The 25,880-nt window shown below is 67.9% G+C and carries 27 protein-coding genes; 15 read left to right on the top strand and 12 right to left on the bottom strand.

Annotated elements, in window-relative coordinates; genetic code table 11:
* Positions 1 to 10 precede the first annotated feature (10 nt).
* From BR47_RS0127870 to pth, 3 genes are all read left to right on the top strand, one after another.
* A complete protein-coding gene (locus BR47_RS0127870) occupies positions 11 to 880 on the top strand; it encodes an oxidoreductase (protein WP_029121488.1) in 870 nt (289 codons plus the stop codon).
* Positions 881 to 1,030: 150 nt separating this feature from the next.
* Positions 1,031 to 1,693, top strand: a complete 663-nt coding sequence (locus BR47_RS0127865; protein WP_029121487.1) for a 50S ribosomal protein L25/general stress protein Ctc — start codon at positions 1,031 to 1,033, stop codon at positions 1,691 to 1,693.
* 6 nt (positions 1,694 to 1,699) lie between these two features.
* Positions 1,700 to 2,275, top strand: a complete 576-nt coding sequence (pth, locus tag BR47_RS0127860; RefSeq protein ID WP_020099097.1) for an aminoacyl-tRNA hydrolase — start codon at positions 1,700 to 1,702, stop codon at positions 2,273 to 2,275.
* A gap of 75 nt (positions 2,276 to 2,350) precedes the next feature.
* Here pth and BR47_RS31685 read toward each other — a convergent pair whose 3' ends face one another.
* From BR47_RS31685 to BR47_RS0127825, 7 genes are all read right to left on the bottom strand, one after another.
* Positions 2,351 to 2,614, bottom strand: coding sequence for a hypothetical protein (locus tag BR47_RS31685; protein ID WP_020099096.1), 264 nt, complete (start codon positions 2,612 to 2,614; stop codon positions 2,351 to 2,353).
* A 247-nt stretch (positions 2,615 to 2,861) separates the two neighbouring features.
* Positions 2,862 to 3,284 carry a hypothetical protein gene (locus tag BR47_RS0127850; protein ID WP_029121486.1) on the bottom strand — a complete coding sequence of 141 codons (423 nt, stop codon included), beginning with the start codon at positions 3,282 to 3,284 and terminating at the stop codon, positions 2,862 to 2,864.
* Between the two features lie 148 nt (positions 3,285 to 3,432).
* The gene (locus tag BR47_RS0127845; protein WP_029104690.1) at positions 3,433 to 5,070 is read right to left on the bottom strand and encodes a fatty acyl-AMP ligase; all 1,638 of its coding nucleotides are present in this window, start codon (positions 5,068 to 5,070) and stop codon (positions 3,433 to 3,435) included.
* 291 nt (positions 5,071 to 5,361) lie between these two features.
* Positions 5,362 to 6,330, bottom strand: a complete 969-nt coding sequence (locus BR47_RS0127840) for a 4-(cytidine 5'-diphospho)-2-C-methyl-D-erythritol kinase (RefSeq protein ID WP_029104689.1) — start codon at positions 6,328 to 6,330, stop codon at positions 5,362 to 5,364.
* A gap of 65 nt (positions 6,331 to 6,395) precedes the next feature.
* Positions 6,396 to 7,316, bottom strand: coding sequence for a 16S rRNA (adenine(1518)-N(6)/adenine(1519)-N(6))-dimethyltransferase RsmA (gene rsmA, locus BR47_RS0127835; protein ID WP_020099092.1), 921 nt, complete (start codon positions 7,314 to 7,316; stop codon positions 6,396 to 6,398).
* Positions 7,313 to 8,440: a resuscitation-promoting factor gene (locus tag BR47_RS0127830; RefSeq protein ID WP_036427934.1), complete on the bottom strand. Its 1,128-nt coding sequence runs from the start codon at positions 8,438 to 8,440 to the stop codon at positions 7,313 to 7,315. Before BR47_RS0127830 ends, rsmA begins: the two co-directional genes overlap by 4 nt.
* Positions 8,441 to 8,568: 128 nt before the next feature.
* A complete protein-coding gene (locus BR47_RS0127825; protein ID WP_029121484.1) occupies positions 8,569 to 9,402 on the bottom strand; it encodes a TatD family hydrolase in 834 nt (277 codons plus the stop codon).
* A 24-nt stretch (positions 9,403 to 9,426) separates the two neighbouring features.
* Here BR47_RS0127825 and metG point away from each other — a divergent pair, with 24 nt between their 5' ends.
* From metG to BR47_RS0127800, 5 genes are all read left to right on the top strand, one after another.
* Positions 9,427 to 10,980 carry a methionine--tRNA ligase gene (metG, locus tag BR47_RS0127820; protein WP_029121483.1) on the top strand — a complete coding sequence of 518 codons (1,554 nt, stop codon included), beginning with the start codon at positions 9,427 to 9,429 and terminating at the stop codon, positions 10,978 to 10,980.
* Between the two features lie 9 nt (positions 10,981 to 10,989).
* The gene (gene gdhA / locus BR47_RS0127815) at positions 10,990 to 12,345 is read left to right on the top strand and encodes an NADP-specific glutamate dehydrogenase (protein WP_029121482.1); all 1,356 of its coding nucleotides are present in this window, start codon (positions 10,990 to 10,992) and stop codon (positions 12,343 to 12,345) included.
* A 136-nt stretch (positions 12,346 to 12,481) separates the two neighbouring features.
* Positions 12,482 to 13,651 (top strand): NAD(P)/FAD-dependent oxidoreductase, encoded by a 1,170-nt coding sequence (locus tag BR47_RS0127810; RefSeq protein WP_029121481.1) that lies wholly within the window; start codon positions 12,482 to 12,484, stop codon positions 13,649 to 13,651.
* Positions 13,648 to 14,559 (top strand): RNA polymerase sigma-70 factor, encoded by a 912-nt coding sequence (locus tag BR47_RS0127805; protein WP_029121480.1) that lies wholly within the window; start codon positions 13,648 to 13,650, stop codon positions 14,557 to 14,559. The genes BR47_RS0127810 and BR47_RS0127805 overlap by 4 nt, the downstream gene beginning before the upstream one ends.
* Positions 14,560 to 14,683: 124 nt before the next feature.
* A complete protein-coding gene (locus BR47_RS0127800) occupies positions 14,684 to 15,937 on the top strand; it encodes an aminodeoxychorismate synthase component I (RefSeq protein WP_029121479.1) in 1,254 nt (417 codons plus the stop codon).
* A gap of 227 nt (positions 15,938 to 16,164) precedes the next feature.
* Here BR47_RS0127800 and rsmI read toward each other — a convergent pair whose 3' ends face one another.
* On the bottom strand, positions 16,165 to 17,022 hold the full coding sequence (rsmI, locus tag BR47_RS0127795) for a 16S rRNA (cytidine(1402)-2'-O)-methyltransferase (protein WP_036427931.1): 858 nt from the start codon (positions 17,020 to 17,022) through the stop codon (positions 16,165 to 16,167).
* 24 nt (positions 17,023 to 17,046) lie between these two features.
* On the opposite strand from rsmI, the gene BR47_RS0127790 reads away from it, so the two are divergent.
* Positions 17,047 to 18,585, top strand: coding sequence for a dolichyl-phosphate-mannose--protein mannosyltransferase (locus BR47_RS0127790; RefSeq protein WP_020099083.1), 1,539 nt, complete (start codon positions 17,047 to 17,049; stop codon positions 18,583 to 18,585).
* Positions 18,586 to 18,619: 34 nt separating this feature from the next.
* Positions 18,620 to 19,231: an alpha-ketoglutarate-dependent dioxygenase AlkB gene (locus BR47_RS0127785; protein WP_020099082.1), complete on the top strand. Its 612-nt coding sequence runs from the start codon at positions 18,620 to 18,622 to the stop codon at positions 19,229 to 19,231.
* Here the strand turns inward: BR47_RS0127785 and BR47_RS0127780 are convergent, their stop codons facing one another.
* Both BR47_RS0127780 and BR47_RS0127775 read right to left on the bottom strand, forming a co-directional pair.
* Positions 19,232 to 19,891 (bottom strand): DUF5642 family protein, encoded by a 660-nt coding sequence (locus BR47_RS0127780; RefSeq protein WP_029121477.1) that lies wholly within the window; start codon positions 19,889 to 19,891, stop codon positions 19,232 to 19,234.
* Between the two features lie 10 nt (positions 19,892 to 19,901).
* Positions 19,902 to 20,576, bottom strand: a complete 675-nt coding sequence (locus tag BR47_RS0127775; protein WP_029121476.1) for a DUF5642 family protein — start codon at positions 20,574 to 20,576, stop codon at positions 19,902 to 19,904.
* Between the two features lie 148 nt (positions 20,577 to 20,724).
* On the opposite strand from BR47_RS0127775, the gene BR47_RS0127770 reads away from it, so the two are divergent.
* On the top strand, positions 20,725 to 21,417 hold the full coding sequence (locus tag BR47_RS0127770; RefSeq protein ID WP_020099079.1) for an LpqN/LpqT family lipoprotein: 693 nt from the start codon (positions 20,725 to 20,727) through the stop codon (positions 21,415 to 21,417).
* Between the two features lie 11 nt (positions 21,418 to 21,428).
* Here BR47_RS0127770 and BR47_RS0127765 read toward each other — a convergent pair whose 3' ends face one another.
* Together BR47_RS0127765 and pat are read right to left on the bottom strand one after the other, a co-directional pair.
* Complete coding sequence (locus BR47_RS0127765) at positions 21,429 to 22,265, bottom strand: shikimate 5-dehydrogenase (protein ID WP_029121475.1); 837 nt, start codon at positions 22,263 to 22,265, stop codon at positions 21,429 to 21,431.
* Positions 22,265 to 23,290 (bottom strand): acetyltransferase Pat, encoded by a 1,026-nt coding sequence (gene pat, locus BR47_RS0127760; protein ID WP_020099077.1) that lies wholly within the window; start codon positions 23,288 to 23,290, stop codon positions 22,265 to 22,267. The genes BR47_RS0127765 and pat overlap by 1 nt, the downstream gene beginning before the upstream one ends.
* Before the next feature lie 122 nt (positions 23,291 to 23,412).
* Here pat and BR47_RS0127755 point away from each other — a divergent pair, with 122 nt between their 5' ends.
* The 4 genes from BR47_RS0127755 to BR47_RS0127745 all read left to right on the top strand — a co-directional run bounded on the left by BR47_RS0127755 (position 23,413) and on the right by BR47_RS0127745 (position 25,879).
* Positions 23,413 to 23,664, top strand: coding sequence for a type B 50S ribosomal protein L31 (locus BR47_RS0127755; protein WP_029121474.1), 252 nt, complete (start codon positions 23,413 to 23,415; stop codon positions 23,662 to 23,664).
* Positions 23,592 to 24,023, top strand: a complete 432-nt coding sequence (locus tag BR47_RS33375) for a WhiB family transcriptional regulator (RefSeq protein WP_353583008.1) — start codon at positions 23,592 to 23,594, stop codon at positions 24,021 to 24,023. The genes BR47_RS0127755 and BR47_RS33375 overlap by 73 nt, the downstream gene beginning before the upstream one ends.
* Positions 24,024 to 24,079: 56 nt before the next feature.
* Entirely contained in the window at positions 24,080 to 24,994 is a 915-nt protein-coding gene (locus BR47_RS0127750; RefSeq protein WP_051635053.1) for a lysophospholipid acyltransferase family protein, read from the top strand.
* An 87-nt stretch (positions 24,995 to 25,081) separates the two neighbouring features.
* Complete coding sequence (locus BR47_RS0127745; RefSeq protein ID WP_029121472.1) at positions 25,082 to 25,879, top strand: enoyl-CoA hydratase/isomerase family protein; 798 nt, start codon at positions 25,082 to 25,084, stop codon at positions 25,877 to 25,879.
* Position 25,880 lies beyond the last annotated feature (1 nt).

The following is a 25,880-nucleotide window of genomic DNA, read 5'->3' as shown; positions in this document are numbered from 1 at the left end:
GCTCGCCGTCATGAGCGAATGGACCGCCGCCGACCTTCCTTCTTTCGCCGGCCGCACCGTCATCGTCACCGGCGCCAACAGTGGCCTCGGCGAGATCACCGCCCGTGAACTGGCCCGCGTGGGCGCCAAGGTCATCCTGGCCTGCCGCAACACCGCCAAGGGCGACGCCGCGGCCGCGGGCATGACCGGCGACGTCGAGGTTCGTCCGCTGGATCTCCAGAGTCTGGCCTCGGTGCGCGAGTTCGCGGCCGGCGTCGACAAGGTCGACGTCCTGATCAACAACGCCGGCATCATGGCGGTGCCCTTCGCGCTGACCGAGGACGGCTTCGAGAGCCAGATCGGCACCAACCACCTGGGCCATTTCGCCCTGACCAACCTGCTGCTGCCCAAGATCACCGACCGCGTCGTGACGGTGTCGTCGGAGCTGCACCTGCTGGGCTACATCAGCCTCAAGGACCTCAACTGGAAGTCGCGGCCGTACTCGGCCTGGCTGGCATACGGGCAGTCGAAGCTGGCGAACCTGCTGTTCACCAAGGACCTGCAGCGCCGGCTGTCGGTGGCCGGCTCTCCGGTACGGGCGCTGACCGCACACCCTGGCTACTCGGCCACCAACCTGCAGGGCCACACCGGCAACGAGTTCGGCGACAAGTTCTGGCTCGCCGCCAACAAGATCGCCACCGATGCGTCGTTCGGTGCCCGCCAGACGCTGTTCGCGGCGTCGCAGGACCTGCCCGGAAACACGTTCGTCGGCCCGAAATTCGGCTTCCGCGGACCGACCGGCCCCACCCAGCTGATCAAGCCGGCCGCCCGCTCGGCACGCACCGCGACGGCGCTCTGGGACCTGTCTGCCCAGCTCACCGCCACTGAATTTCCGCTCTGAGGGGCGTTTCCGCTAGTCTGACTGACGATCACGGCGAGGGTAGGTCCACCAGGACCACCGTTATCGACGGGAACTTCACAGCACTTATGTGCGCTGATATCCCAGCCCTGGCCGTGCCACCCAGTAGATACGGCATCAGGAGCGATTCACATGGCCAAGAACGCGGCCCCCACCTCGAACAATCTGACCGCTGAGGTCCGCACCCGGACCGGCAAGGGCGCCTCGCGTCTGGCCCGTCGCGAAGGCCGTGTGCCGGTCGTCCTGTACGGCCACGGCACCGAGCCGCAGCACCTCGAGATCAACGCCCGCGAGTACGCTGCCGTGCTGCGTAACTCGGGCACCAACGCGGTGCTGACCCTGGACATCGCCGGCAAGGAGCAGCTCGCGCTGACCAAGCAGGTCGTCGTTCACCCCATCAAGCGCAACATCCAGCACGCCGACCTGATCGTCGTGAAGCGTGGCGAGAAGGTCACCGTCGACGTGAGCATCGTCGTCGAGGGTGACGCCCAGTCCGGCACCCTGGTGGCCCAGGACACCAACACCATCCAGATCGAGGCCGACGTCCAGTCGATCCCCGAGTCGCTGACCGTTTCGGTCGAGGGCATCGAGGCCGGTACTCAGATCCTCGCCGGCCAGGTCGAACTGCCCGCGGGCGTCACGCTGGTGACCGACCCCGAGGTGCTGGTCATCAACGTCGTCGCGGCGCCGACCGCCGAGGACCTCGAGGCCGAGGGCTCCGGCGAAGAGGCCGCTTCGGGCGAGGCCGCTGCCGAGGGCGAGGCGGCCGACGAGGCCGCCGCCGAGTCGGAGTAGTCCGCTTTGGCCGAGCCACTGCTGGTGGTCGGCCTGGGCAATCCTGGGCCGCGCTACGAAACAACGCGGCACAACGTTGGATTTCTGGTTGCCGACATCCTGGCCGAGCGCATCGGCGCAGGGTTCAAGGTGCACAAGAAATCCGGAGCTGAAGTCACCACGGGCCGGCTTGGAGGCCGGTCCGTGGTGCTCGCCAAGCCGCGCACCTACATGAACGAATCCGGTAGGCACGTGGGGCCTTTGGCGAAGTTCTATTCGATCGCACCGGCCGATGTCGTGGTGCTCCACGACGAGCTGGACATCGACTTCGGCCGCATCCGGCTGAAGTTCGGTGGCGGCGAGGGCGGCCACAACGGCCTCAAGTCCGTCGCTTCAGCCCTGGGCACCAAGGACTTTCAACGCGTCCGTATCGGCGTCGGCCGCCCGCCGGGGCGTCAGGACCCCGCGGCGTTCGTGCTGGAGAACTTCAACTCGAGGGAACGGCCCGAGTTGGGCACCATCCTCGAACAAGCTGCCGACGCAACGGAATTGCTGCTGCAGCACGGCGTCGAGGCGGCGCAGAACACTGTCCACGCCTGGTAGCCGTTCTTGATCCAAAGCCACGAAAACCCCCAAATTCCACCGAATTTGGGGGTTTTCGCGATTGGTCGCGAAAAACTATCCGCAGATGTGTTGCCGGTCAACGGCATCGGTGTAGCAGTTACGGCGGCCCTGCGCGCCCACGCGCGAGCTCTGGGTGTTGTCCTGACTACGGATGCCCGGGGTCGCCTTGATCGCCACGCTGCCGTTGGTCTCACACGTCGAAGTGCTGCCGGAGTCCTGACAGGTCGGGCGAGCACCAGCGACGGGCGCCATGATGCCGCTGACCGAGGCCAGGCCCACCAGCAGAGCTGCCATCGTGCGCTTGCCTTGATGAGTCATGTCACCTTCTCACTTTCGGGGGAAGGCCGTCTGTCTCTCAGCTGCCTTTTGGCCCCGCATGTTAGTTCGACTATATGTTTCGGCCATGTGACCGTGCCATGAACTCATGGCAAACTCACATGTCCGTGAGCAGCCGAAATGCGGTGACCTGCCGATCTTGAAAACTGCGGTGAGCAACGTCACCGAATGGCCGAGGAACTTTCCCAGGCAACGGAATTCGTCACGACCGCCGCGTGAGTGCCTCAGCTCACGGGCAGGACGAGGCCAATGTGGGTGAGTCCGCAGCAAGAGGGGTGTTGTTGGCCGCCGCCCGGTTGAACGCGTCGCGGCGGGCGTCCTCGAGGGTCGGCCCGGCGCCACCGGCGACGACGCCGCTCGCGGGCGCGTGGACGTTGACGATGCACAACCGGTCGTTGGTGACCTCGTCGCTCGTGCACTGCTCGGCGCCGGCCCGGTGACACGCCGCGATGACCGCAGTAGCGGCAGCGCCGACGTCAGGCCCGCTTGCGGTGAAGCCGACGATGACGCCGCCCCGCACGCCCGAACCGACCGCCGCGGCAATGTTGTTCGGCTTCCCGAGCACGCCCGCCGAGCCGTCGGCGCACGCGGGTATTGCGGCGACGGCACCCGCGCTGAGCACTGCCGCCAGAGCCGCAACTACACGCCCCATGAATACGCCGATCCTCTCGTCAATAATTCAGCGAGATTACCCGGGGTTCACAGCTTTCGCTCAGCGTAGCGAGCGATCAGACCCGCGCGAAAAACGTAAAAACCCCTGATTTCCGGGAAATCAGGGGGCTTTCACGTCTGCACGGAACCTAGCCGGTGACGAGTTCCACCGAGTTGGCGCGGCGCAGCTTGCCGGACGGGGTCTTCGGAATGGTGCCGGGGCCCAGCACGACCACGTTGCGCGGCCGCACGTCGACCTCGGTCACGACTTCGTGCGCCACCTGGTGCTCGATGCGGCGCACTTCCACCGGGTCCTGCCAGGCGTTGGATTCGACTGCGACAGCGAAGGTTTCACGCGAATGACCGGCGTCCAGGCGCACCGCGACGGCACAGCCCGGGCGTACGCCTTCCACCCGGCCCGCCGCGCGTTCAATGTCAGTCGGGTAGATGTTGCGGCCCGCCATGATGATGACGTCCTTCACGCGGCCACACACGACGACGTTCTGCTCCTCGGTGATGTACCCGAGGTCACCGGTGTCGTACCAACCGTTCTCGTCCTGCGTCGGCAGGAAGCCGGCCATGGTGATGTAGCCGGGGGTCACCGATTCACCGCGCAGCTGGATGACGCCGACGCCGCGCTCGGGCAGGACGTTGCCGTCCTCGTCGACGACGCGGGCCTCGAGGTCACGCAGCAGCGGGCCCAGCGAGGCCAGGCGGCGCGTGTTGCCCTTCGACGCGGGTACCGCGCGCCGCAGGGCGGCCAGCAGGTCGGCGTCGACCTCGTCGACGACCAGGCCCGCGTTGCACGGCGAGAACGACACGGCGAGGCAGGTCTCGGCCATGCCGTAGGCCGGCAGGATGGCCGAGGCCTTCAGACCGAACGGCTTGCCGGCGTCGATGAGGTCCTCGACGTCGGCGGGGTCGACGGGCTCGGCGCCGGACAGCGCGAACCGCAGCGTGGAGAGGTCATATTCGCCCGGTTTGGCCTGGCGGCGCAGCCGCTTGGCGAACAGCGCGTAGGCGAAGTTCGGGGCCGCCGTCATGGTGCCCTTGTACTTGTCGATGAGCTTGGCCCACAGCAGGGTGTCGCGCAGGAAGTCCATCGGCGTGACCTTGACCAGCTCGGCACCGAAGTACATCGGGATGGTGAGGAAGCCGACCATGCCCATGTCGTGGAAGCACGGCAGCCAGCTGACCATGACGTCCTTGTCGACGTCGTACTCGGCGCCGATGAACATGGCCTCGGCGTTGGAGTAGATGTTGCGGTGCGTGATCTGCACGGCCTTCGGCGAGCCGGTCGAACCCGAGGTCAGCTGCATCAGCGCGAGGTCGTCTTCGCCGGTCTCGACAGGGTCGATGGGCTCGGCGGCGAGCAGGTCGCCGACCTTGAGGACCTGCAGGCCCTTCTCCTCCAGCACGGGGATGGCGACCAGGAACGGCTCGGAGACGATGACGGCCTTGGCCTCGATCATGCTGATGACGTTCATGGTGTCTTCAGCCCAGACGGCCAGATCGGTACGGGGTGTCGGCTGGTGCAGCATGGTGAGGCTGCCGCCGCGCATCCAGATGCCCTGCACGGTCGGGGCGATCTCGACCGGGAAGCCGGCCAGCACGCCGATCTTGTCGCCGTGCCCGATGCCGGCAGCCGCCAGGCCGCCCGCGATGCGGCGCGCCCGCTCGTGGACCTCACCCCAGGTGTGGCGCACTGGCTCGTGCGGCTCACCGGTGACCATGCCCCGCTGCGATGTACGAGCGTTGTAGTACATCTTGTCGGTAAATCGGCTCACGACAACCTCCTGAGGTCAGGCGCCACTGCCCGTCGTTCCATAGTCCGTCCGGTGCCAGGCGCACTCGTAGAGGCGCGCACGCACAATTCGGCCGCGGTTATATCTCGAAACGATGGCTCCGAGTGCCCGGGCGACGCTGCCCTGGCGTGCGTCGAACCCTCACCGACACCGCCGGTGAGAGAAACCATTGCGTTCCACGCCTGGCCGCTGGCATACACCATCGATCATCTTAAGAGACTCTTAAGTAGCTAACAAACTGTTGGCCGAATTGAGTGCTGAGTCACACCGGGATCAGGCCTGCTTGCTGGGCGCCGGCACCACTCTGGCGCCGTGCACCGGGCCGCTGGCCACGCGTACCGTCCGGCACACCCCGGCGCCGGAAAGCTGGGTGCCGACCTCGATGGCGTCCTCGGCGGAGGCGCACAGGAACGCACAGGTGGGCCCGGAACCGGACACGATGCCCGCCAGGGCGCCGGCTTCGACGCCCGCGCGCAGTGTGCGCCGCAGCCCGGTGTCCAGGCTGACCGCCGCGGGCTGTAGATCGTTGCCCAGCAGCGGCGCCAGCTCTCGCGGGTCCCCGGAGGCCAGCGCGGTCAGCAACGGCTCGGGATCGTCCAGCGCCGGCGGGCCGCCCTTGCGTCCGTCTGCCCGCAGATTGTCCAGCTCGGCGAAGACCTTCGGCGTGGACAGCCCACCCTCGGCAAACGCCAGCACCCAGTGGAAGGTGCTCCGCGCCAACACAGTGGCCAACTGCTCGCCGCGTCCGGTGCCCAACGCGGTGCCGCCGTGCAGTGCGAACGGGACGTCGCTGCCGAGCCGGGCGGCCAGCGCATGCAGGTCCCGGCGAGGCACACCGAGCTCCCAGAGATTGTTCATCGCGACCAGCACGGCGGCCGCGTCGGCGCTGCCGCCGGCCATGCCACCGGCCACCGGGATGGACTTGTCGATCGAGATCGCGACGTCGGGCGCGCGGCCGACGTGCTCGGCCATGAGTTCGGCGGCCCGCCAGGCGAGGTTGCGATGGTCGGTCGGCAGACCCTCGGCGCCGTCGCCGAACATCTCCAGCGACAGCAGGTCGGCGTTGCGGACCGTCACCTCGTCGAACAGGGATACAGCGTGGAACACCGTGGTGAGCTCGTGATAGCCGTCATCGCGGCAGTCCCCGACACCGAGGTACAAGTTCACCTTGCCCGGCACGCGGACGGTCACCGACCCTGTGGGTACCCACTCAGAAGCAGTGTTTCCATCCGACGTAGACACGTCACGACACTAACGCCCGCGGCGATGGCCACAACACCAAGTACGGAAAAGCCTGCCCGACAGCGTCAGTGGGTGGCGTCGACCTGCTGCTCAGGCTCCGGTGTGGCGGCGCGCTGCTCGCGATCCAGCTCACCCGAACGCTGCAGCAGCCGCACGAAGTCGGCGATCGCCAGCGTCTCGCCACGGCGGGCCGGATCGATGCTCGCGGCCAGCAGACGCTCGGCCGAGGCATTGCCCGAACCCGCCCACTCGGCGAACGCGTTGCGCGACGTCTTGCGCCGCTGCGCGAACGCGATGTCGATCAGGTCGAACACCTGCGAGCGGAAGCTGTCATCGGTCGGCCACGGCGACGTCTCGTGCCGGTCGATGCGGACCAGGCCCGAGTAGACCCGCGGGATCGGCCAGAACACCGTCGGCGACACCATGCCGTAGCGCCGGACGTTGCCGAAGAACCGCACCTTGGCGCTGGGCACCCCGTAGTCCTTGGTGCCCGGGTCGGCGGCGAGCCGCTCGGCGACCTCGGCCTGGACCATCACCATGACGGTGCGGATGGTCGGGAATTCCGAGAGCAGGTGCAGGATGGCCGGCACCGCGACGTTGTACGGCAGGTTGGCGACCAGCGCGGTCGGCTGCTCGTCCAGGTCCGACGGCATGAGGTCGAGCACGTCGCGGTTCAGGACGGTCAACCGTCCGATCTCGCTGTGGGAATGCTCGGCGACCGTGGTCGGCAGCTGGCGGGCCAGCACCGGGTCGATCTCGACGGCCGTCACCTTCGCGCCGCGGTCCAGCAGTGCCAGCGTCAGCGAGCCCAGGCCCGGGCCCACCTCCAAGACGTGGGACTGCCGGTTCACCCCGGAGGCCGACACGATGCGGCGCACCGTGTTGGCGTCATGCACGAAGTTTTGTCCGAAGGCCTTACGCGGCCGGAAATCAAGCTCTTTTGCCAGATGCCGGATTTCGGTTCGACCGAGTAGCCGGATCGTCATCGTGCCCCAATTCTCCCGCTACAAACTGGCCAGGCACCCCAACCTTGGCGGGCTCGCGTCACTTCAGCAATCGCGATCTGCTCTTCACGTGTCGCAAGATCAGCCCTCGCAGCATAACGCAGTCCGCCCTGCCGCTCCCAGGTGTTCTGATCAAATTGGACTCCGCCGTAAAAACCGTTACCCGTATTGATGGCCCAGTTGCCGGTGGACTCACAACGCGCCAGCGCATCCCAAGCGGCCCCCTGCGTCACCGGCGGCACTTCGGTGCCGGGCTTGGCGCCGATGCGGATGACGCCGTCGCGCGCCGGGGTCAGCACCTGATTGGAGACCGGCAACCGCCCGGTCTCGACACCGTTGACCGTGGCAACGGCGAACGTCACGTTCTGGGTCCCGGGCTGGCCCGGATCGTCGACCACCTTGCGGCTCATGTTCAGCGCCGGGTCCGGAACCTGGTTCATGGCCGGAGCTAGCGGCGACTCCATGGTCACCTGCTGCAGCCGGATCCGGGTCACGTCGATCTGCATGCCCTCGGTCACCGGCGTGGACGCCGCGGGGACGACGGTGTCGCGCTGCTCCAGCGGCACGCCGGCGGCGGCCAGCAGGCCGGCCACATTGGCCGCGGCCAGGTGCACCTGACGCGGCACACCGCCGTCGACGATGGTCACGTTGCGGGCGCTGACCACGGGCAACGACATGCCGGCGAGCGGCACGCGGGTGGCGCGGTCGGCCGCGACGGGCGCGGTGTCGGTCATGGACAGCTGCTTGAGGGCGTCCTGAACGGTGGCCGCGGTGGTCCACACCTGACGCGTGTTCTGGCCGTCCATCGAGATCTCGAGCGGGCGGCTGCGGCGCAGCACGATGTTGTCCGCGTCGTGCACGTCCTGGTCGGCCGCGGGGAACAGGTCGTCGCGCTCGCCGACGGAGAAGCCGTTCTCGGAGAGGACGTCGCCGATGCGGGTCTTCATGGTCTGCACCGTCATCGGTGCGCCGTCGATGGTGAGGGTGACGGTCTTGTGGTTCGCGACGGCGAACCCTCCGGCGACGGTCAGCGTGGCGAGGAAGGCCCCGGTCACGCCACGCAGCATCGGCGAGCGCGCATCATGCAACTTGTTCAGAACGTTCAAGGCGTCAATCCCGTGTCTATCGAGCCCGGGGCGGCCCCGAGCAGCGGCCGCGGTGACCACATAAAAGCCACCTCGACCGGGTTGATCACAGAACGGTAACGAACGTCCCCGGGAGGCGGCAACTTGAACTAATGATACAGTCCATAGCTTTTCGAAGCGTTTTCCGAGGTCACCGCGGCAATTTCGGCCGCTGAAGAATTTCTGATCTCGGCCAGTGCGCGGACCGTGTACGGCAGGCAGTACGACTCGTTGGGCGCGCCGCGGAACGGGTGCGGGGTCAGGAACGGCGCGTCCGTCTCGACGAGCAGGAGCTCCGCCGGGATGATCGCCGCCGCCTCACGCAGCGCATGCGCGTTCCGGAAGCTGACGGTGCCGGACAGGCTCATGAGCCAGCCGTGGTCGGCGCACGTCCGGGCCATCGCGGCATCCGACGAGAAGCAGTGGAAGATCACCGTCTCCGGCGCACCCTCGGACCTGAGCATGTCGAGGACCTCGGCGTCACCGTCCCGGTTGTGGATCATCAGCGGCTTGCCGACACGTTTGGCCAGGTCGATGTGCCAGGCGAAGGCCTCGCGCTGCGTCGCTTCGTCGGCGCAACCGTCGAGCTTGCCGGGCCAGTACATGTCGATGCCGGTCTCCCCCACCGCGACCACGCGCGGGTCGGCGGCCAGGCGTTCCAGGGTGCGTTTGGCCTCGTCATCGAGGGCGTTGGCACGGGTTGGATGCAGCGCGACGGCGGCGTACACGCGCGGATCGGCATGCGCGGCCCCGACGGCCCACTCGGCGGCCTCGAGATCGTCGGCGATGGTCACGACCTTCTCGACGCCGACGGCCGCGGCGCGGTCCAGGATCACGCGGATGCTCTCGGCGTCGGTCGCGCCACACGCATCCAGGTGGGTGTGGGCGTCGATCAGCCCGGGCAGTGGCTCCGGGGCGGGCGGCTTCTCTCGTTTGGCGCTCACAGCGACACCCTAAAGTGAGACCAAATGAGTGAGCCTTTTTACATCACCACCGCCATCGCGTACCCGAACGGCGCACCGCACATCGGGCACGCGTACGAGTACATCGCCACCGACGCGATCGCCCGGTTCAAGCGGCTCGACGGTTTCGACGTCCGCTACCTGACCGGTACCGACGTGCACGGGCAGAAGATGGCCGAGGCCGCGGCGGCCGAAGGCATCACCGCCGCGGAGCTGGCCACGCGCAACTCCGACGTGTTCCAGGCGCTGCAGGAGAAGCTCAACATCTCCTTCGACCGGTTCATCCGGACGTCGGACGCCGACCACTACGAGGCGTCCAAGGAAATCTGGCGCCGGATGAACGAGGCCGGGGACATCTACCTCGGCACGTACGCCGGCTGGTACTCGATCCGCGACGAGCGCTTCTTCGCCGAGGACGAGACCGAGGTCCGTGACGGCGGCCGGTTCGCCATCGAGACCGGCACGCCCGTCACGTGGACCGAGGAGCAGACCTACTTCTTCAAGCTGTCGGCCTACACCGACCGCCTGCTGGCGCACTACGAAGCGCACCCCGAGTTCATCGGACCGGACGTGCGGCGCAACGAGATCGTCAGCTTCGTCTCGGGCGGGCTCAAGGACCTGTCGATCTCGCGGACCACGTTCGACTGGGGCGTCCCGGTCCCCGACCACCCCGAGCACGTCATGTACGTGTGGGTCGACGCGTTGACGAATTACCTGACGGGCGTGGGTTTTCCGGACGAAGCGTCGCAGGCCTTCCAGAAGTACTGGCCCGCGAATCTGCACATGATCGGCAAGGACATCATCCGCTTCCACACCGTCTACTGGCCGGCGTTCCTGCTGTCGGCCGGAATCGCCCTTCCGGAGCGGGTTTTCGCGCACGGCTTCATCAACGTCAAGGGCGAGAAGATGAGCAAGTCGGTGGGCAACGTGGTGGATCCCATCGCGCTGATCGACGCCTTCGGCCTGGATCAGGTGCGCTACTTCTTCCTGCGCGAGGTGTCCTTCGGCCAGGACGGCAGCTACAGCGAGGAAGCCATCATCGGCCGCATCAACGCCGACCTGGCCAACGAACTGGGCAACCTGGCACAGCGCTCGCTGTCGATGGTGAACAAGAACCTCGGCGGAATCGTCCCGGAGCCAGGCGAATTCACCGCCGCCGACCTGGAGTTGCTCAAGCAGGCCGACGCGCTGCTCGAACAGGTACGGGCGCACTACGACGTGCCGGCAATGCATCTGGCCCTCGAGGCCATCTGGCAGATGCTGGGTGCCGCCAACCGCTACTTCTCGGCCGAAGAACCGTGGGTGCTGCGCAAGTCTCCCGCTGAGTCGGACCAGACCCGCTTCGGCACAGTGCTATACACGACGCTGGAGGCGGTCCGGATCGCCGCGCTGCTGGTGCAGCCGGTGATGCCGGAGTCCGGCGGGAAGCTGCTCGACCTTCTCGGGCAGGACGCCTCGGCACGGGATTTCCGTGCCCTGGGTACCCGGCTGGCACCGAGCACGGTGCTACCGACACCCGAAGGCGTATTTCCCCGCTATCAGGCGGAGACCAAGGAGTAACGAAAAGATATGGCGCAGGACGGCTTACACGAGCGGCTGCACGACGTCTACGAGGAAGTCACCCGCCGCAACGCCGGCGAGATCGAATTCCACCAAGCCGTCTACGAGGTTCTGACGAGCCTGGGCCCGGTCGTCGACAAGCACCCCGAGTACTCCGACACCGCCATCATCCGACGGCTGTTCGAGCCCGAGCGGCAGATCATCTTCCGCGTGCCGTGGATCGACGACACCGGCGCCGAACAGATCAACCGTGGCTTCCGCGTCGAGTTCAACTCTGCGCTGGGCCCGTTCAAGGGCGGCCTGCGGTTTCACCCGTCGGTGTACCTGGGCATCGTGAAATTCCTTGGTTTCGAGCAGATTTTCAAGAACTCGCTGACCGGCCTGCCCATCGGCGGCGGCAAGGGCGGGTCGGACTTCGACCCGAAGGGCCGCTCCAAGAACGAAGTGATGCGCTTCTGTCAGTCGTTCATGACCGAGCTGTACCGGCACATCGGCGAGTACACCGACGTCCCCGCCGGCGACATCGGCGTCGGCGGCCGTGAGATCGGCTACCTGTTCGGCCAGTACAAGCGCATCACCAACCGCTACGAGTCCGGCGTCCTGACCGGCAAGGGCCTCACGTGGGGTGGCTCGCAGGTCCGCACCGAGGCCACCGGCTACGGCACGGTGTTCTTCGTCGACGAAATCCTGCGCAGCACTGGGCAATCCTTCGACGGCAAGCAGGTCGTGGTGTCCGGGTCCGGCAACGTCGCGATCTACGCCATCGAGAAGGTGCACGCGCTGGGCGGCACCGTCGTCGGCTGTTCGGACTCCAGCGGGTACATCGTGGACGAGAAGGGCGTCGACCTCGAGCTGCTCAAGGAGCTCAAGGAAGTGCGCCGCGGCCGAATCTCCGAGTACGCCGAAATGCGCGGCGGCGCTGCGCGGTTCGTCGAGAACGAATCGATCTGGCAGTTGCCGTGCGACATCGCGCTGCCGTGCGCCACGCAGAACGAGTTGGACGGCGACGACGCGAAGGCACTGATCGCGTCCGGCTGCCAGGTCGTCGCCGAGGGCGCCAACATGCCGTGCACCCCGGAAGCGGTCAAGTTGTTCGCCGAGGCCAAGGTCGCCTTCGCGCCCGGCAAGGCCGCCAACGCCGGCGGCGTCGCCACCAGCGCGCTGGAGATGCAGCAGAACGCGTCGCGCGACTCCTGGACGTTCGAGGAGACCGAGCAGCGGCTGGCCGAGATCATGGGCCGCATCCACGACCGCTGCCTGAGCACCGCCGACGAGTACGGCCAGCCGGGCAACTACATGGCCGGGGCCAACATCGCCGGGTTCATCCGGGTCGCCGACGCGATGTCGGCCCTCGGAGTCGTCTGACCTGGGCATTGACCCCTGCCGATCGCAGGGTCCGCACTAGAGTCGAGTGATCTGGGCCACATCTGTGGGTACGTTTGTCACACTTTCGGCACCGCCGGTGTCTTGAGGGCATAACCAACCCGAAGGAGATGCAGTGATGACCGGAAACCAGAACCCCAACCGCGTCGTCGTCATCGGCGGCGGCTACGCCGGCGCGCTGGCGGCCAATCACGTTCTTATGCGCGACGACGTGGCCGTCACCCTGGTGAACCCGCGGCCCAAGTTCGTCGAGCGCATCCGCCTGCACCAGCACGCGGCCGGGAACTACAACGCCACCGTCGGCTACGACACGCTCCTCGCCGACGACGTGCGCCTGGTGGTCGACACCGCCACCCGTATCGACGCCGCGGCCCGCACCGTCGAGCTGGCGTCCGGCGACAGGCTCGACTACGACTACCTGATCTACGCCGTCGGCAGCACCGGCACCGTCCCGGCGTCGGTGCCCGGGGCCGCTGAATTCGCTTACCCCCTCGCTGAATTCGAACAGGCCGAGCGACTGGTGGCCCGGTTGCAGGACGTGCCACTGTCGGCGCAGATGGTGGTCGTCGGCGCCGGACTGACCGGCATCGAGGCCGCTTCCGAGTTCGCCGAGGCGGGCCGCAACGTCGTGCTGGTCGGCAGCAAGCTGGCGCCGTCGATGAGCGCCCCCGCCCGCCGCTCGGTGGCCAAGGCCCTGGCCAAGCTGGGCGTGACGGTCATCGAAGGCGACGTCAGCTCCGTCGCCGCCAACCGGGTGACCCTCGCCGACGGGCGCTTCATCAGCAGCGCCGTGACGGTGTGGACTGCCGGCTTCGGCACCCCGCAACTGGCGGCCGCCAGCGGACTGCGCACCGACGAAATGGGCCGGCTGCTCACCGACGAAAGCCTCACCAGCATCGATGATCCGCGCATCGTCGCAACCGGTGACGCCGCCGCGCCGTCGGGACAGCCGCTGCGGATGAGCTGCCAGGCCTCGAGCCCGCTCACCGCGACGGCCGTGGCTACAGTGCTGAGCCGCATCGCCGGCACCGAGCCCAAGCCACTCGACCCCGTCTTCGTCGGATCGTGCGTCAGCCTGGGCCGCCACACGGCGACCATCCAGATCGCCCACAAGGACGATTCGCCGACCAGCTACTACATCGGCGGACGCGTTGCGGCGAAGCTGAAGGAAGCCATCTGCAAGGGCACGCTGTGGGGCATCCGCCGGACCGCCCGCAAGCCCAGTTCGGTCTTCCTGATGACGGGCGGCAAGCGTGCCGAACAGCTGGCGGAGGCAGTCAACGCATGACCGGCGCCACCGGGGCAGCAGGGGGTGAACACGCCGAGCGATTCACCCACCTGCGGCCGTTGCTCTTCACCATCGCCTACGAAATCCTGGGTTCGGCAACGGAATCCGACGACGTGCTGCAGGACAGCTACCTACGCTGGGCCGACGTCGACCTCGACACCGTGCGCGACACCAAGTCGTACCTGGCGCAGCTGGTCACCCGGCAGGCGTTGAATGCCTTACGGGCCGGCGCACGGCGCCGGGAGGAGTATGTCGGCCCGTGGCTACCCGAGCCCCTGCTGCTCGACGAGCGCGACGCCTCATCGGATGTCGTTCTCGCCGAGTCGGTTTCGATGGCGATGCTGGTGGTCCTGGAGTCGCTGGGCCCCGACGAACGGGCCGTGTTCGTGCTGCGCGAGGTGTTCGGGTTCGACTACGACGAAATCGCCGGCGCCGTAGGCAAATCGACCGCGGCGGTGCGCCAGGTCGCCCACCGGGCCCGCGAGCATGTCCAGGCCCGGCGCAAGCGGTACACGCCCGACACCGCCAAGTCCGCCGAGGTGACCACCCAGTTCCTGACGGCGGCCGCGACCGGCGATCTGGACGGCCTGATGACGCTGCTGGCCCCGAACGTCACGTGGACCGCGGACAGCGACGGCAAGGTCAGTGCCGCCCGGCGGCCGGTGTACGGCCCGGACCGGGTCGGGCGAATGCTGCTCGGCCTCATGCGCGGAATCGGCGACTTCCCCGAGGCCCGCTTCGACCTCGCGACGTACAACAACGCCCCGGCGATGGTGCTCTACCTCGGCGAGAAGCTCGACAGCGTCATCCTGATCGAGATCGAGGACGGCAAGATCAGCCACTTCTACGCCATCCGCAACCCCGACAAGCTCGGTGGGGTGCTGGTGGAGCGGGAGATCCAGCGCTGATCCGTGCCCCACGAGTAGTCCCGCGAGCAGTCGCAAAACTGTCCTTTTCCGCAGCAGATCGACAGTTTTGCTGGGGGCACCCCCGCTGGGGGACTGCTCGCGGTCATAGGCGAAGCTGTGGGGCGTGCGAGTCGAGCGGTTGGCCGATCTGGGCGACGCCCCGGGGGTGTTGAAGGCTGTCGCCGACGCCGCCGCCCAGCGCGGCCTGCCACCGCCCGCCGCGCTGCTGGGCGACTGGTTCGGCGCGACGGCCGTCATCGCACCGAGCGTCGCCATCGAGCCGGTGACGGCCACCGAAGTCTTCGACGCGCCAACGGGTTCCGGTGAGGCGATAGGTGGCGGCTGGTTCGGCTACCTGTCGTACCCGGACGGGGGTCACCGGATCCCGGCGGCTGCCGGGGGCTGGTCGGACTCGGTGCTGCGGCAGGACGCCGACGGGCACTGGTGGTACGAAAGCCTCTCCGGGGCAACGCTTCCCGACTGGCTGGCGAACCTGAAACCGGCAGCGCCCGCGCCGTATGCCATCGACTGGCGTGCGCCGGACCGCGCCAGCCACCGCGCCGGCGTGCTGTCCTGTCTGGACGCGATCACCGCCGGCGAGGTGTACCAGGCCTGCGTCTGTACCCGCTTCACCGGACGACTGTCCGGTGCGCCCGTCGACTTCTTCGTCGACGCGGTGGCGCGGACCGCGCCCGCCCGGGCCGCGTTCATCGCGGGCGAGTGGGGCGCTGTCGCGTCGCTGTCCCCCGAGCTGTTTCTGAGCCGGCGCGGCGAGATCGTCACCTCCAGCCCCATCAAAGGCACGCTCCCCCTTGATCATCCGCCGTCGGAGCTGGCGTCGTCGGCCAAGGACGTCGCCGAGAACATCATGATCGTCGACCTCGTGCGCAATGATCTGAGCCGCGTCGCGACGACCGGGTCGGTCCGGGTACCGCAACTGCTGGCAGTCGAACCCGCGCCGGGCGTCTGGCATCTCGTGTCGACGGTGGCCGCGCAGGTGCCCGTCGACACCCCGATGACGGCGGTGCTGGACGCCACCTTCCCGCCCGCCTCGGTGACCGGCACCCCGAAGTGCCGCGCCCGCGAACTGCTCGCCGAATGGGAACCCTACGACCGCGGAATCTATTGCGGGACGGTCGGTTTGGCGTCGCCACTGGCTGGAACCGAACTGAACGTCGCGATCCGCACCGTGGAATTCGACACCGACGGTGCCGCGGTCCTGGGCGTGGGCGGCGGCATCACCGCCGACTCGGACCCGGACCGCGAATGGGAAGAGTGCCTCCACAAAGCCGCACCTACCGTCGGCCTCGCCTTATCCAGCGAGCAGTCCGCTGCAAGCGGGCGGTACCCTACGCAAAATTGGGTCGATCGACACTGATCTAGCGACCCGACTCTCTTAGGTCTCGGATCCCAGTCACCTGGTGACTGGGATCCGAGACTTTAGCGCGACCTAAGCGAGTCGGGTCGGTTCACGCGGAGATTAGCGGCGAATTTCGTAATCGCCTGCGAAGCATCGCAGGCAATCGCCCGCGTGGCGCATCCCAGGCCCGCACCGGCTGGACAGTCGACCCACAGAAAACGTCAGCAGAGCCTTTTTCAATAGTTTTATGTCTCACGGGCCTTGAGGACCGCGTCGTAGAGCTCGCGGCGAGACGGCGCCCCGGGGTTCTCGGCGATCACTTGCGCGCAGGCGTCTTTGACGCGCGCGCCGTCGTCGACCAATTCCTGTACCAGCGCGACCAAACTGTCGATGTCCGCCACCGGCGTCGCCCCCGCGAGCACCACGGTGATCTCACCGAGCACGCCGTCGGCGGCCCATTCGGCCAGTTCCGCGAGGGTGCCCCGGCGAATCTCCTCGTGGGTCTTGGTCAGCTCACGGCACACGACCGCGCGCCGGTCCGGCCCCAGCGCGGTCACGGCCTCGGCCAGGGTCTCGGCCAGCCGGCGCGGTGACTCGAAGAAGACAGACGTCCGCCGCTCGGTCGCGAAGCCGGCCAGCCACGCCGCCCGGCCCTTGCGCGGTGCGAAGCCTTCGAAGCAGAACCGGTCCGACGCCAGCCCGGAGACCGCCAGCGCCGTCGTCACCGCCGACGGGCCCGGCAGACACGACACCGGCAGCCCGGCCTCGGCGCACGCCGCCACCAACCGGTAGCCGGGATCGCTGATCAACGGCATACCGGCGTCACTGACGACCAGCACGGTCTCCCCCGCGGCAATCGATTCGACGAGCCCCGCCACCCGCGACGCCTCGTTCTGGTCGAAGAAACTGACGACGCGCCCGACGGGCCGGACATCCAGCGACGCGGCCAGGGCACGCACCCGTCGGGTGTCCTCGGCGGCGATCACGTCCGCGGTGCCGAGCGCCTCGATGAGGCGGGCCGAAGCGTCGCCGGGCTGGCCCAACGGAGTGGCCGCGAGCAGCAGCCGACCAGCGTCAGCGAGCGGACCAAGTGCTGATGTCACACCGGACAGCCTAAGCTCGCTGACGTGACCGCCCCCGCCCTCGACGCCGCCGACGCCGAGCGCGAGGTCCCCGTGATCAGTCCGGCGCCGCTGACGCCTGCCGCCGATTTCGGCCCTACCGACCGGCTGCGCGGCTGGACCATGACCGCGGTGATCACCGCGCTGGCCGTCATCACCCGGTTCCTGAACCTCGGCTCGCCGACCGACGCGGGCACCCCGATCTTCGATGAGAAGCACTACGCGCCGCAGGCCTGGCAGGTGCTGCACAACAACGGCGTCGAGGACAACCCCGGCTACGGCCTGGTCGTGCACCCGCCCGTCGCCAAACAGCTGATGGCCATCGGCGAATGGATCTTCGGGTACAACGGCGTCGGCTGGCGGTTCTCCGGCGCGGTGTGCGGCGTCATCCTGGTGCTGCTGGTGGCGCGGATCGTGCGGCGCATGACGCGCTCGACGCTGCTGGGCGGTATCGCCGGGCTGCTGATCATCGCCGACGGCGTCAGCTTCGTCTCGGCCCGCACGGCGCTGCTCGACGTCTATCAGGCCGTGTTCATCGTGGCGGCGTTCGGCGCGCTCATCGTCGACCGCGACCAGGTGCGCGCCCGGATGCACGTCGCGATGACCGAAGGCCGGATCAACGAGACGCCGTGGGGCCCGCGGCTCGGCGTGCGGTGGTGGCGGTTCGGCGCGGGCGTGCTGCTGGGGCTCGCCCTGGCGGTGAAGTGGTCGGGCCTCTATTACATGGTGTTCTTCGGCCTGCTGACGGTCGCGTTCGACGTCGCGGCGCGGCGCGCGTACCGCGTGCAGCGACCCTGGCTGGGGACGCTGCGCCGCGACGTCGCGCCCGGGATGTGGGCGTTGACGCTGATCCCGGTCGGCGTGTACCTGGCGTCGTACGCGCCGTGGTTCGCGTCGGAGACCGCGATCGACCGGCACATGGAAGGCCGGAACATCGGCGACGGACCGTTCGCGACGCTGCGCTCGCTCTGGTACTACACGCACGACGTCTACCGCTTCCATTCCGGGCTGACCAACGCCGCGGGCAATCACCACCCGTGGGAATCCAAGCCGTGGACGTGGCCGATGTCGCTGCGGCCGGTGCTGTACGCCATCGACAACAACAATGTGCCGGGCTGCGGTGCGCAGTCGTGCGTCAAGGCCGTCATGCTGGCCGGCACGCCGGCGATGTGGTTCATCGCCGTGCCGGTGCTCGGCTGGGCGGTGTGGCGGACGTTCGTCAAACGCGACTGGCGGTACGCCGCCGCGCTCACCGGCTACGCCGCGGGATACCTGCCGTGGTTCGCCGATATCGACCGGCAGATGTACTTCTTCTACGCGACGCCCATGGCGCCGTTCCTGATCATCCTGATCACGCTGATCCTCGGCGACATCCTGTATCCGAGATCGACGGAACCGGAACGACGAACACTCGGGCTGCTGGTCGTGTGCTTCTACGTGGCGTTGGTGATCACCAACTTCGCCTGGATGTACCCGATCCTGACGGGTCTGCCGATCTCCCCGTCCACCTGGAACATGGAGATCGTGCTGCCCTCGTGGCGCTAGGGCGCATCGAACGCCTGTGCGATAGGATCGCGGGGTGTCCTTGGCGGTTCAGGGTTCGCTGTTCGACCATGCCGAACGGCGCTGGCTCGGCGACGGCGCCTGGGTCGACGTCCGCGCCGGCTGGCTGACGGGCGCCGACACACTTTTCGACGAGCTGCTGACCGCCATCCCCTGGCGCGCCGAGCAACGCCAGATGTACGACAAGGTTCTCGACGTACCGCGTCTGGTCAGCTTCCACGACCTCGCACAGGAACGGGCGCCGCATCCCGGGCTGGCGCGGCTGCGGGTGCGGCTCAACGACGCCTACGCCCACGAACTCGGCGAGCCGTTCACCAGCGTGGGACTGTGCCTGTACCGCGACGGCAACGACAGCGTGGCCTGGCACGGCGACACCATCGGCCGCAGCCGCACCGAGGACACCATGGTCGCGGTACTGAGTCTCGGCGCGACAAGGGTTTTCGCGCTGCGCCCGCGCAACGCGGGCGCCGACGGCAAGCGCACCAGTGTCCGGCTGCCACAGGTCCACGGCGACCTGCTGGTGATGGGCGGGTCCTGCCAGCGCACCTGGGAGCACGCGGTGCCCAAGACCGCCCGTCCCACCGGGCCGCGCATCAGCATCCAGTTCCGGCCGCGGAACGTGCGGTAGTTACTGCCCGCGGACCGTGGCGACCGACTTGGTCAACAGCTCCGTCGCCTTCTGCGTATTCACCGGCACGACAGGCTTGTCCGGGACGACGAGCGAGTTGGCGGTGACGATCACCAGGAACCTGCCGAAACCGGCGACGTAGTTGTACAGCTGACCGGCAGCGGGTTTGCCGCCCGCCACCGTCTCGAGAATGCGGTGGGTGCCCAGCGTCTTCACCTGATCGATGGGCGGCGCCGGCACCTCTTCGACCAGGCCCCGTACCCCGGCGCCGGAGAACGCGACCTTCTTGCAGCCGTCACCCGGATCGGCCGGCGCGATCGGCTCGGAGGTCTCCACCGCCAGGATGACGAACCGGTTGCCCTGCCCTTCGGCGGTGACGGCAGTCATGTTGCCCTTGGCACCTGGGGAGACGGCCATGCCGGAGGCGAATTTCGCGCAGTCGGGCGGCTCGAATTTCAGGCCCGGCGGCAGCGTCTGCGGGGCGAACGCGCGCGGGTCGATGCCTGTCGGCGCGACCGTCTTGACCTGGTAGTCCGGCCCGAAAGTGCCCTTCAGATCAAGGATTTTGGTGATGTCGGGGTCAGCGACCACCACCTGGGAGTGGGACGTGCATGCCGCCACCAGACCGGCGGAGAGCACCGCGAGCACCGTTCTGCGCATTGTGGCGAATCTACCGGGCCAACCCGTCGTCGGCCGGGATGCCCCGCACCGACCGCACCGCCGCGTCCAACAACGTCGCCGGGAGCTCGCCGGGCAACGGCGGCGCGACGGCCCCCGGGTCGGTCACCATGGTGACCGAAACCGCCAGCGTGTCGACGTACGCGATCAGAGTCGTTGCCTGCGAATGGGTTTGCGCCCCGTTCTCGACGCTGGTGGTGATGTGCGCCGTGAGGCCCAGCGTGCGGGCGTCGTCGACCTTGGGCGCGTCGACGACGTCGACGGCCCCGCGCGCACGGCCGGTGCTCAATGTCCAGGCGTGGCAGTCGCCGACGAGCTCGGGCGCCGGGGCGACGGCCGGCGCCGCAGTCACGTACACGATGCCGCCGGGTCCCGATGCCGACCAGCCGCGAACGCCGTCGGCCGGTGCGGCCACCAGCGCCGCGCAGTCCGCCGGGTTGGCAGCCGACCCGGCGGACATGCCCCAGAAGGTCGTCGGCGCGGCGGGTGCCGGCAACGCACCGAACTCGTAGCCCTGCAGGTCCCCGGGCAGGTGTTGGCGCATCCGGCCGATCGCCGCCGGGTCGGCGGGTTTCGCGGCCGCCGGGGTGGTCGGCCGCGTGGGCGGGGTCGTCGACCCGCACGCGGCACACAGCAGAACCGCCGCCGACCACGCGAGTGCGCGCATTTGCTGTTGATAGCACGGCGAACGCACCGACCCCGGCCGATGTCCGGCGCCACGCCGATGCGACTTTTGCGGACACGGCGTTGCACCGGAAGCTTGTGCCACCGGCTTCGTCCGCCCCGTAGTCTGCAACCGACGACAGGAGACGGAAATGTTGCCGATGAGGGTTGCCGGCGTCGCGCTGGCCGTGACTGTGACTGCGCTGGGCGCGAGTGCCTGCAACTCGGACTCGAAGCCGGCGCCGTCGTCGACGTCCAGCAGTGCCTCGAGCAGCAGCGCGGCGGCAGCTCCGACTTCTGCGGCACCGAGCGCACCGGCGGTTCCGAAGAAGACCATCCGGGACTACCTGCACGAGAAGAACATCACCGAGCAGCAGCTGCATCCCGGCGATCCCGGCGCCCCGACACTGACCATGCCGCTCCCCCAGGGCTGGGTGGATGCCGGTCCGCTGACGCCGAAATGGGCTTGGAGCGCAAGCAAATTCGACGACCCGGCGATGAAGGCCGACCCGCCGACCATCATCGTGCTGATCTCGAAGTTGCCCGGCGCCAATGCCGACGAGGTGCTGCAATACGCACCCGGCGAGCTGCAGAACCTGCACAACTGGCAGGACGCCGGCACCAACTGCGAGGCCATGCTCGCCGGCTTCAAGGCGTGTCAGGTCGGCGGCATGTACAACCAGGACGGCAAGGACCGGCTGATGGCCCAGAAGACGGCGGCCATCCCGACCAAGGACGGTGTGATCGTGCTGCAGATCAACGCCAGCGGCACCAAGGAGACGATCGGGCCGCTGATGGACGCGACGTCGTCGATCGACAAGACGATGAAGATCACCGTGCCCTGAACTGCCTGACGTCAGGCGCGGGAGAACGCCGATGCCGCGGCGACCTGGTCGGCGGTCGGCCGCACCCCGGTGTACCGCTCGAACTGTTCTGCGGCCTGCAGGGCGATGACCTCGGCGCCGGTGATCACCGGGATCCCGGCTGCGCGCGCCGCACGCACCAGCGGGGTCTCCGACGGCAGGGCCACCACGTCGAACACGGTGTGCGCCTTGGCAATAACTTCGGGCGTGAACGACAGGTCGTCGGCTTCGGCGCCACCCACCATCCCGATCGGGGTGACGTTGACGATGATGTCCGCGTCGGCTGACGCGTCCGCCGCGTAGCGGTACCCCAGCCGGTCGGCCAGCCGCCCGCCGGTCTCCGCGTTGCGGGCCACGATGGTGCCCGCCTCGAATCCCTTGTCCCGGAACGCCGCCGCCACCGCGCTGGCCATGCCGCCGCTGCCGCGGATCTGCAGCGACGCGGCGGGATCCAGGCCGTGCTCGTCGATGAGCCGGGCGATGGCCAGGTAGTCGGTGTTGCAGGCCGTGAGCCGGCCCGCGTCGTTGACGATCGTGTTCACCGAATTGATCACGCGCGCCGACTCTTCCAGCTCGTCGATCAGGGCGATGACGTCCTCTTTGAACGGCATGGACACCGAACAGCCGCGGATGCCCAGGGCCCGGACGCCGCCGATCGCCGCGGCGATGTCGGTCGTGGTGAAGGCCTTGTAGACGAAATCCAGGCCCAGTTCGTTGTAGAGGTAGTTGTGGAAGCGCGTGCCGATGTTGCTGGGCCGGGCGGCCAGCGAGATGCACACCGAGGTGTCCTTGTTCAGCAGTGGGCGCCGGGTGTACAGCGAGTCCGTCATCAGCCGACCGCCTTGATCACGTGCTGCGCCAGTGTGTAGATGTCGCGATACTGCTTGTGCGACAACGCCAATTGCTTCGGCGCCGGCACATCGAACTCAGTGACGATCATGTTGCGGTCGTCGCGCTCCCAGGTGGCGCCGTAGTGCTCGAGAATCTTGCGCATCGGAAAGTTGTCGGACAGCACCCGCGCGGCGAACCGCTCGATGCCCGAGCCTCGGGCAGCCGGCACCAGCGCATCCATCAGAAAGGTGCCGATGCCCTTGCCCTGGTAATCGTCGCCCACCATGAAAGCCACCTCGGCCACCGTCGGATTCTCGTGCAGCCGAACGAATCTGGCGTCCGCGACCATGGGCCCGTCGGGTCCGTCGGCGCCGTCGGTGAGCACCCACACGAAATGGTCCACGTAGTCGACCTCGAACAGATAGGCCATCAACGCCGGGCTGGGTTCGTACGCGGTCTGGAATCTGCGGTAGATGGTCTCGGTCGAGAAATGGACCGGCCCCTTGCGCACGCGCGGGTTGTCGCCCGGCAACACGGGCCGCAGGTACATGCGGCTGCCGTCGCGCAGCGTCACCGGCAGCGGCGTGATGAACTCGGCGAGCCGCTGCCGGGCGGTCCGCACGAGGCGCTCTGCCATACAGGGCACGTCGAGCATGGCGAGCAGGGCGTCGTGTCCGCCGACCCATCCGGTGAGCCGTTCGGTGACGAGCACGGTCGCGTTGCGGGTACCACCCCGCAGGAGCGCGATCTCACCGACGATCAGGCCGGCACCGATGTGGTGGACGATGAGCTCGCCGTCCGCCGCGGTGTGCGTCACCTGGACACTGCCGGAGCTGATCAGCATGAACGACGACGCCGGCTCGCCCTGCGTCAGCAGCACCTCGCCGGCTTCGGCGGTCAGCGGACGCAGGAGGGGTGCGAGCCGGTCAAGGTCCTCTCGACGGCACTTGGCGAAGAACCCCAACGAGGCGAGCTCATCTGTGGTCGATTCCGGCACGGGGAAAACGTTACCGGCGGACGGCATGCCGCGTGGGGCCGTTGACACCCCGCATCAGTGAAAACGATTTTCGACAAGGCTGCGGGCGTCGGGTATCGTCGGCGACGTCTTAATGAAAACAATTTTCATCTAGTTGACGGAGGGTTTCCATGAAGGCCGGCATTCACCCCGACTACCACCCCGTCGTCTTCCAGGACGCCACCACCGGTCGCACGTTCCTGACCCGATCCACCGCCACCAGTTCGCGCACCATCGAATGGCAGACTGCCGACGGCGTCCGCACGTACCCGCTGATCGTCGTCGACGTCACCTCGGACTCACACCCGGTATGGACCGGCAAGCGGCAGATCCTGGACACCGCGGGCCGTGTCGAGAAGTTCAACCGAAAGTACGGTCGATGACCTTGGCGCGGGTATCCCCTTGCCACCCAGAATCATTCGTATCACCGTCTCGCACCACCCGGCACCGGCCGCGTCCCGGGTCCCACAGCCGGGGTGCCGCCACCACCGCGGCCTGGGACTGGCAGTTGCACGCCCGTTGCCGCGGACTGCCGGCCGAGGTCTTCTACACCGGCGACGACGATCGTGGCGCCCGGCGGGTCGCCCACGAAGAGCACGCCAAACAGATCTGCCACCACTGCCCGGTACTGCGCGATTGCCTCGGCCACGCCATGGAAGCCAACGAGCCCTACGGCATCTGGGGTGCCACGACACCGAAGGAGCGCTCCGCCATACGAAGTTCACAGATTTTTATTAGCTGATCTATTAAATCTCTCGGTACCTTGGTGTCAATACCACGACACCGACGGGAGCACCGATGGGATTCGGACCGCCACAGGGCCGGCCGACCGTCACCGACGACGAGATCACTGCCATCATGGACCCGCCGCAACGCGTCCGCACATTGCGAAATGTGTTGGACGCCACAGGCGATGCCCTCGAGCCACTGATCGACCTGTATCGGCCGTACGTCACCGGCCTTGACCGGCTGCCGCGCGACGGCCGTTTCCTGCTGGTGGGCAACCACACCGCGTTCGGCTTCGCCGAGATTCTGCTGATGCCGTACTACACCCGCCGCGAGCTCGGCGTGCAGGTGCGCCCGCTCGCGGAGCGGGGCCTGGCACAGGCCAAGGGCTTCGGCGGTGATCTGGTCGCCGCGTACGGCGGCGTGGTCGGCCATCCCGACACCGCGCGAGAACTGATGCGGCACAACGAGACCGTGCTGGTCTTCCCGGGCGGCGGACGCGAGATGCCGAAGTTCAAGGGCGAGGAGTACCAGCTGAAATGGGACGGGCGAAGCGGTTTCGCCCGAGTGGCCATCGAGAGCGGCTATCCGATCGTGCCGGTCGGACTGGTCGGCAGTGACGACGTCTACGAGCCCCTCTTCGAGCGCGACAGCACCCTCGGCCGGCTGAGCCAGTCCATCGGCGAGCGGCTGGGCGGACGGTCCGACATGGCGATGCCGCTGGTTCGCGGCATCGGCCCGACGCTGATCCCCCGTCCGCAGCGCATGTACCTGGAGTTCGGCGAGCCGATCAGCACCACGGCGCCGTCCGGCACGACCGACCACGCCCGCTGGATGGAGACGGTCAAGGCGACGACTCAGCAAGCGCTGGAACAGATCCTGGCGGACCTGCAGGAAGTCCGGGCAAGCGACCCATACCGCGGCCTCAATCCCCTGGCCTGGTCCCGGGCCGCCCAGCCGCCCGAGGCCGCCGTCCGCGTGGGCTGACCACGGTGACGGTCGGGAGACCGTAACGTGGGTTGCCGTCGGGCGCGGCGCTTCATGCACCCGCACGCGGCAGAAAGGCTTCGCGCGATGGCATTCACCGACTACCAGCAGCTGTCCCTGACGCGCCGTGACAACGGCGTCCTGCTGATCACCCTCAACCGGCCGGAGAAGTACAACGCCGCCGACGAGGGCATGCACGCCGAGCTGGCCAACATCTGGAAGGACGTCGCAGCCGATCCGGAAACCCGGGTGGCCGTGATCACTGGCGCGGGAAAGGCATTCAGCGCCGGCGGGGATCTGGCGATGGTCGAACGCATGGCGGGCGACTACGACCGCGTCTCGCACATGCTCGGCGAGATGGGCGACCTGGTCTACAACATGATCAATTGCGACAAACCGATCGTGTCGGCCATCAACGGCGTCGCGGTCGGCGCGGGCGCCGTGGCCGCGCTGCTGGCCGATGTGGCGATCATCGCCGAGGACGCCCGGATCGGCGACGGCCACGTCAAGCTCGGGGTGGCGGCGGGCGATCACGCCGCGATCATCTGGCCGTTGCTGGCCGGAACCGCGAAGGCGAAGTACTACCTCATGACGGGCGAGATGATCGACGGCGTCGAGGCCGAGCGTATCGGCATGGTCGCCAAAGCCCTTCCCCGCGAACAGGTTCTGGACGAGGCGCTCCGGGTGGCCGACGTGCTGGCCACCGGCGCCCAGCAGGCGATCCGGTTGACCAAGCGCGCGCTCAACAACTGGCTCCGCAACGCCGGCCCGATCTTCGATCAGTCCGCGGCCTACGAGATGCTGACGTTCCTCGGGCCGGATGTGGTCGAGGGCTACACCGCATTGCGCGAGAAGCGCCCGCCACAGTTCCCGTCGGCGCGTTAAC

The sequence above is a fragment of the Mycobacterium sp. UNC410CL29Cvi84 genome, from assembly GCF_000686745.1.
GTDB lineage: Bacteria > Actinomycetota > Actinomycetes > Mycobacteriales > Mycobacteriaceae > Mycobacterium > Mycobacterium mucogenicum_B.
Note: the sequence above shows the minus strand (reverse complement) of the source record. Positions and strands in the feature narration are given on the sequence as shown.

Excerpts from the sequence above, each read along its gene's own strand:
- gdhA (WP_029121482.1), top strand. The coding sequence starts at position 10,990 with ATGGCGCAGGACGGCTTACACGAGCGGCTGCACGACGTCTACGAGGAA.
- BR47_RS0127810 (WP_029121481.1), top strand. The coding sequence starts at position 12,482 with ATGACCGGAAACCAGAACCCCAACCGCGTCGTCGTCATCGGCGGCGGC.
- metG (WP_029121483.1), top strand. The coding sequence starts at position 9,427 with ATGAGTGAGCCTTTTTACATCACCACCGCCATCGCGTACCCGAACGGC.
- pat (WP_020099077.1), bottom strand. The coding sequence starts at position 23,290 with ATGCCGTCCGCCGGTAACGTTTTCCCCGTGCCGGAATCGACCACAGAT.
- BR47_RS0127805 (WP_029121480.1), top strand. The coding sequence starts at position 13,648 with ATGACCGGCGCCACCGGGGCAGCAGGGGGTGAACACGCCGAGCGATTC.
- BR47_RS0127870 (WP_029121488.1), top strand. The coding sequence starts at position 11 with ATGAGCGAATGGACCGCCGCCGACCTTCCTTCTTTCGCCGGCCGCACC.
- BR47_RS0127865 (WP_029121487.1), top strand. The coding sequence starts at position 1,031 with ATGGCCAAGAACGCGGCCCCCACCTCGAACAATCTGACCGCTGAGGTC.
- BR47_RS0127775 (WP_029121476.1), bottom strand. The coding sequence starts at position 20,576 with ATGCGCGCACTCGCGTGGTCGGCGGCGGTTCTGCTGTGTGCCGCGTGC.
- BR47_RS0127755 (WP_029121474.1), top strand. The coding sequence starts at position 23,413 with ATGAAGGCCGGCATTCACCCCGACTACCACCCCGTCGTCTTCCAGGAC.
- BR47_RS0127745 (WP_029121472.1), top strand. The coding sequence starts at position 25,082 with ATGGCATTCACCGACTACCAGCAGCTGTCCCTGACGCGCCGTGACAAC.
- BR47_RS0127770 (WP_020099079.1), top strand. The coding sequence starts at position 20,725 with ATGTTGCCGATGAGGGTTGCCGGCGTCGCGCTGGCCGTGACTGTGACT.
- BR47_RS31685 (WP_020099096.1), bottom strand. The coding sequence starts at position 2,614 with ATGACTCATCAAGGCAAGCGCACGATGGCAGCTCTGCTGGTGGGCCTG.
- BR47_RS0127750 (WP_051635053.1), top strand. The coding sequence starts at position 24,080 with ATGGGATTCGGACCGCCACAGGGCCGGCCGACCGTCACCGACGACGAG.
- BR47_RS0127780 (WP_029121477.1), bottom strand. The coding sequence starts at position 19,891 with ATGCGCAGAACGGTGCTCGCGGTGCTCTCCGCCGGTCTGGTGGCGGCA.
- BR47_RS33375 (WP_353583008.1), top strand. The coding sequence starts at position 23,592 with ATGGACCGGCAAGCGGCAGATCCTGGACACCGCGGGCCGTGTCGAGAA.
- BR47_RS0127765 (WP_029121475.1), bottom strand. The coding sequence starts at position 22,265 with ATGACGGACTCGCTGTACACCCGGCGCCCACTGCTGAACAAGGACACC.
- rsmA (WP_020099092.1), bottom strand. The coding sequence starts at position 7,316 with ATGACGATCCGGCTACTCGGTCGAACCGAAATCCGGCATCTGGCAAAA.
- BR47_RS0127850 (WP_029121486.1), bottom strand. The coding sequence starts at position 3,284 with ATGGGGCGTGTAGTTGCGGCTCTGGCGGCAGTGCTCAGCGCGGGTGCC.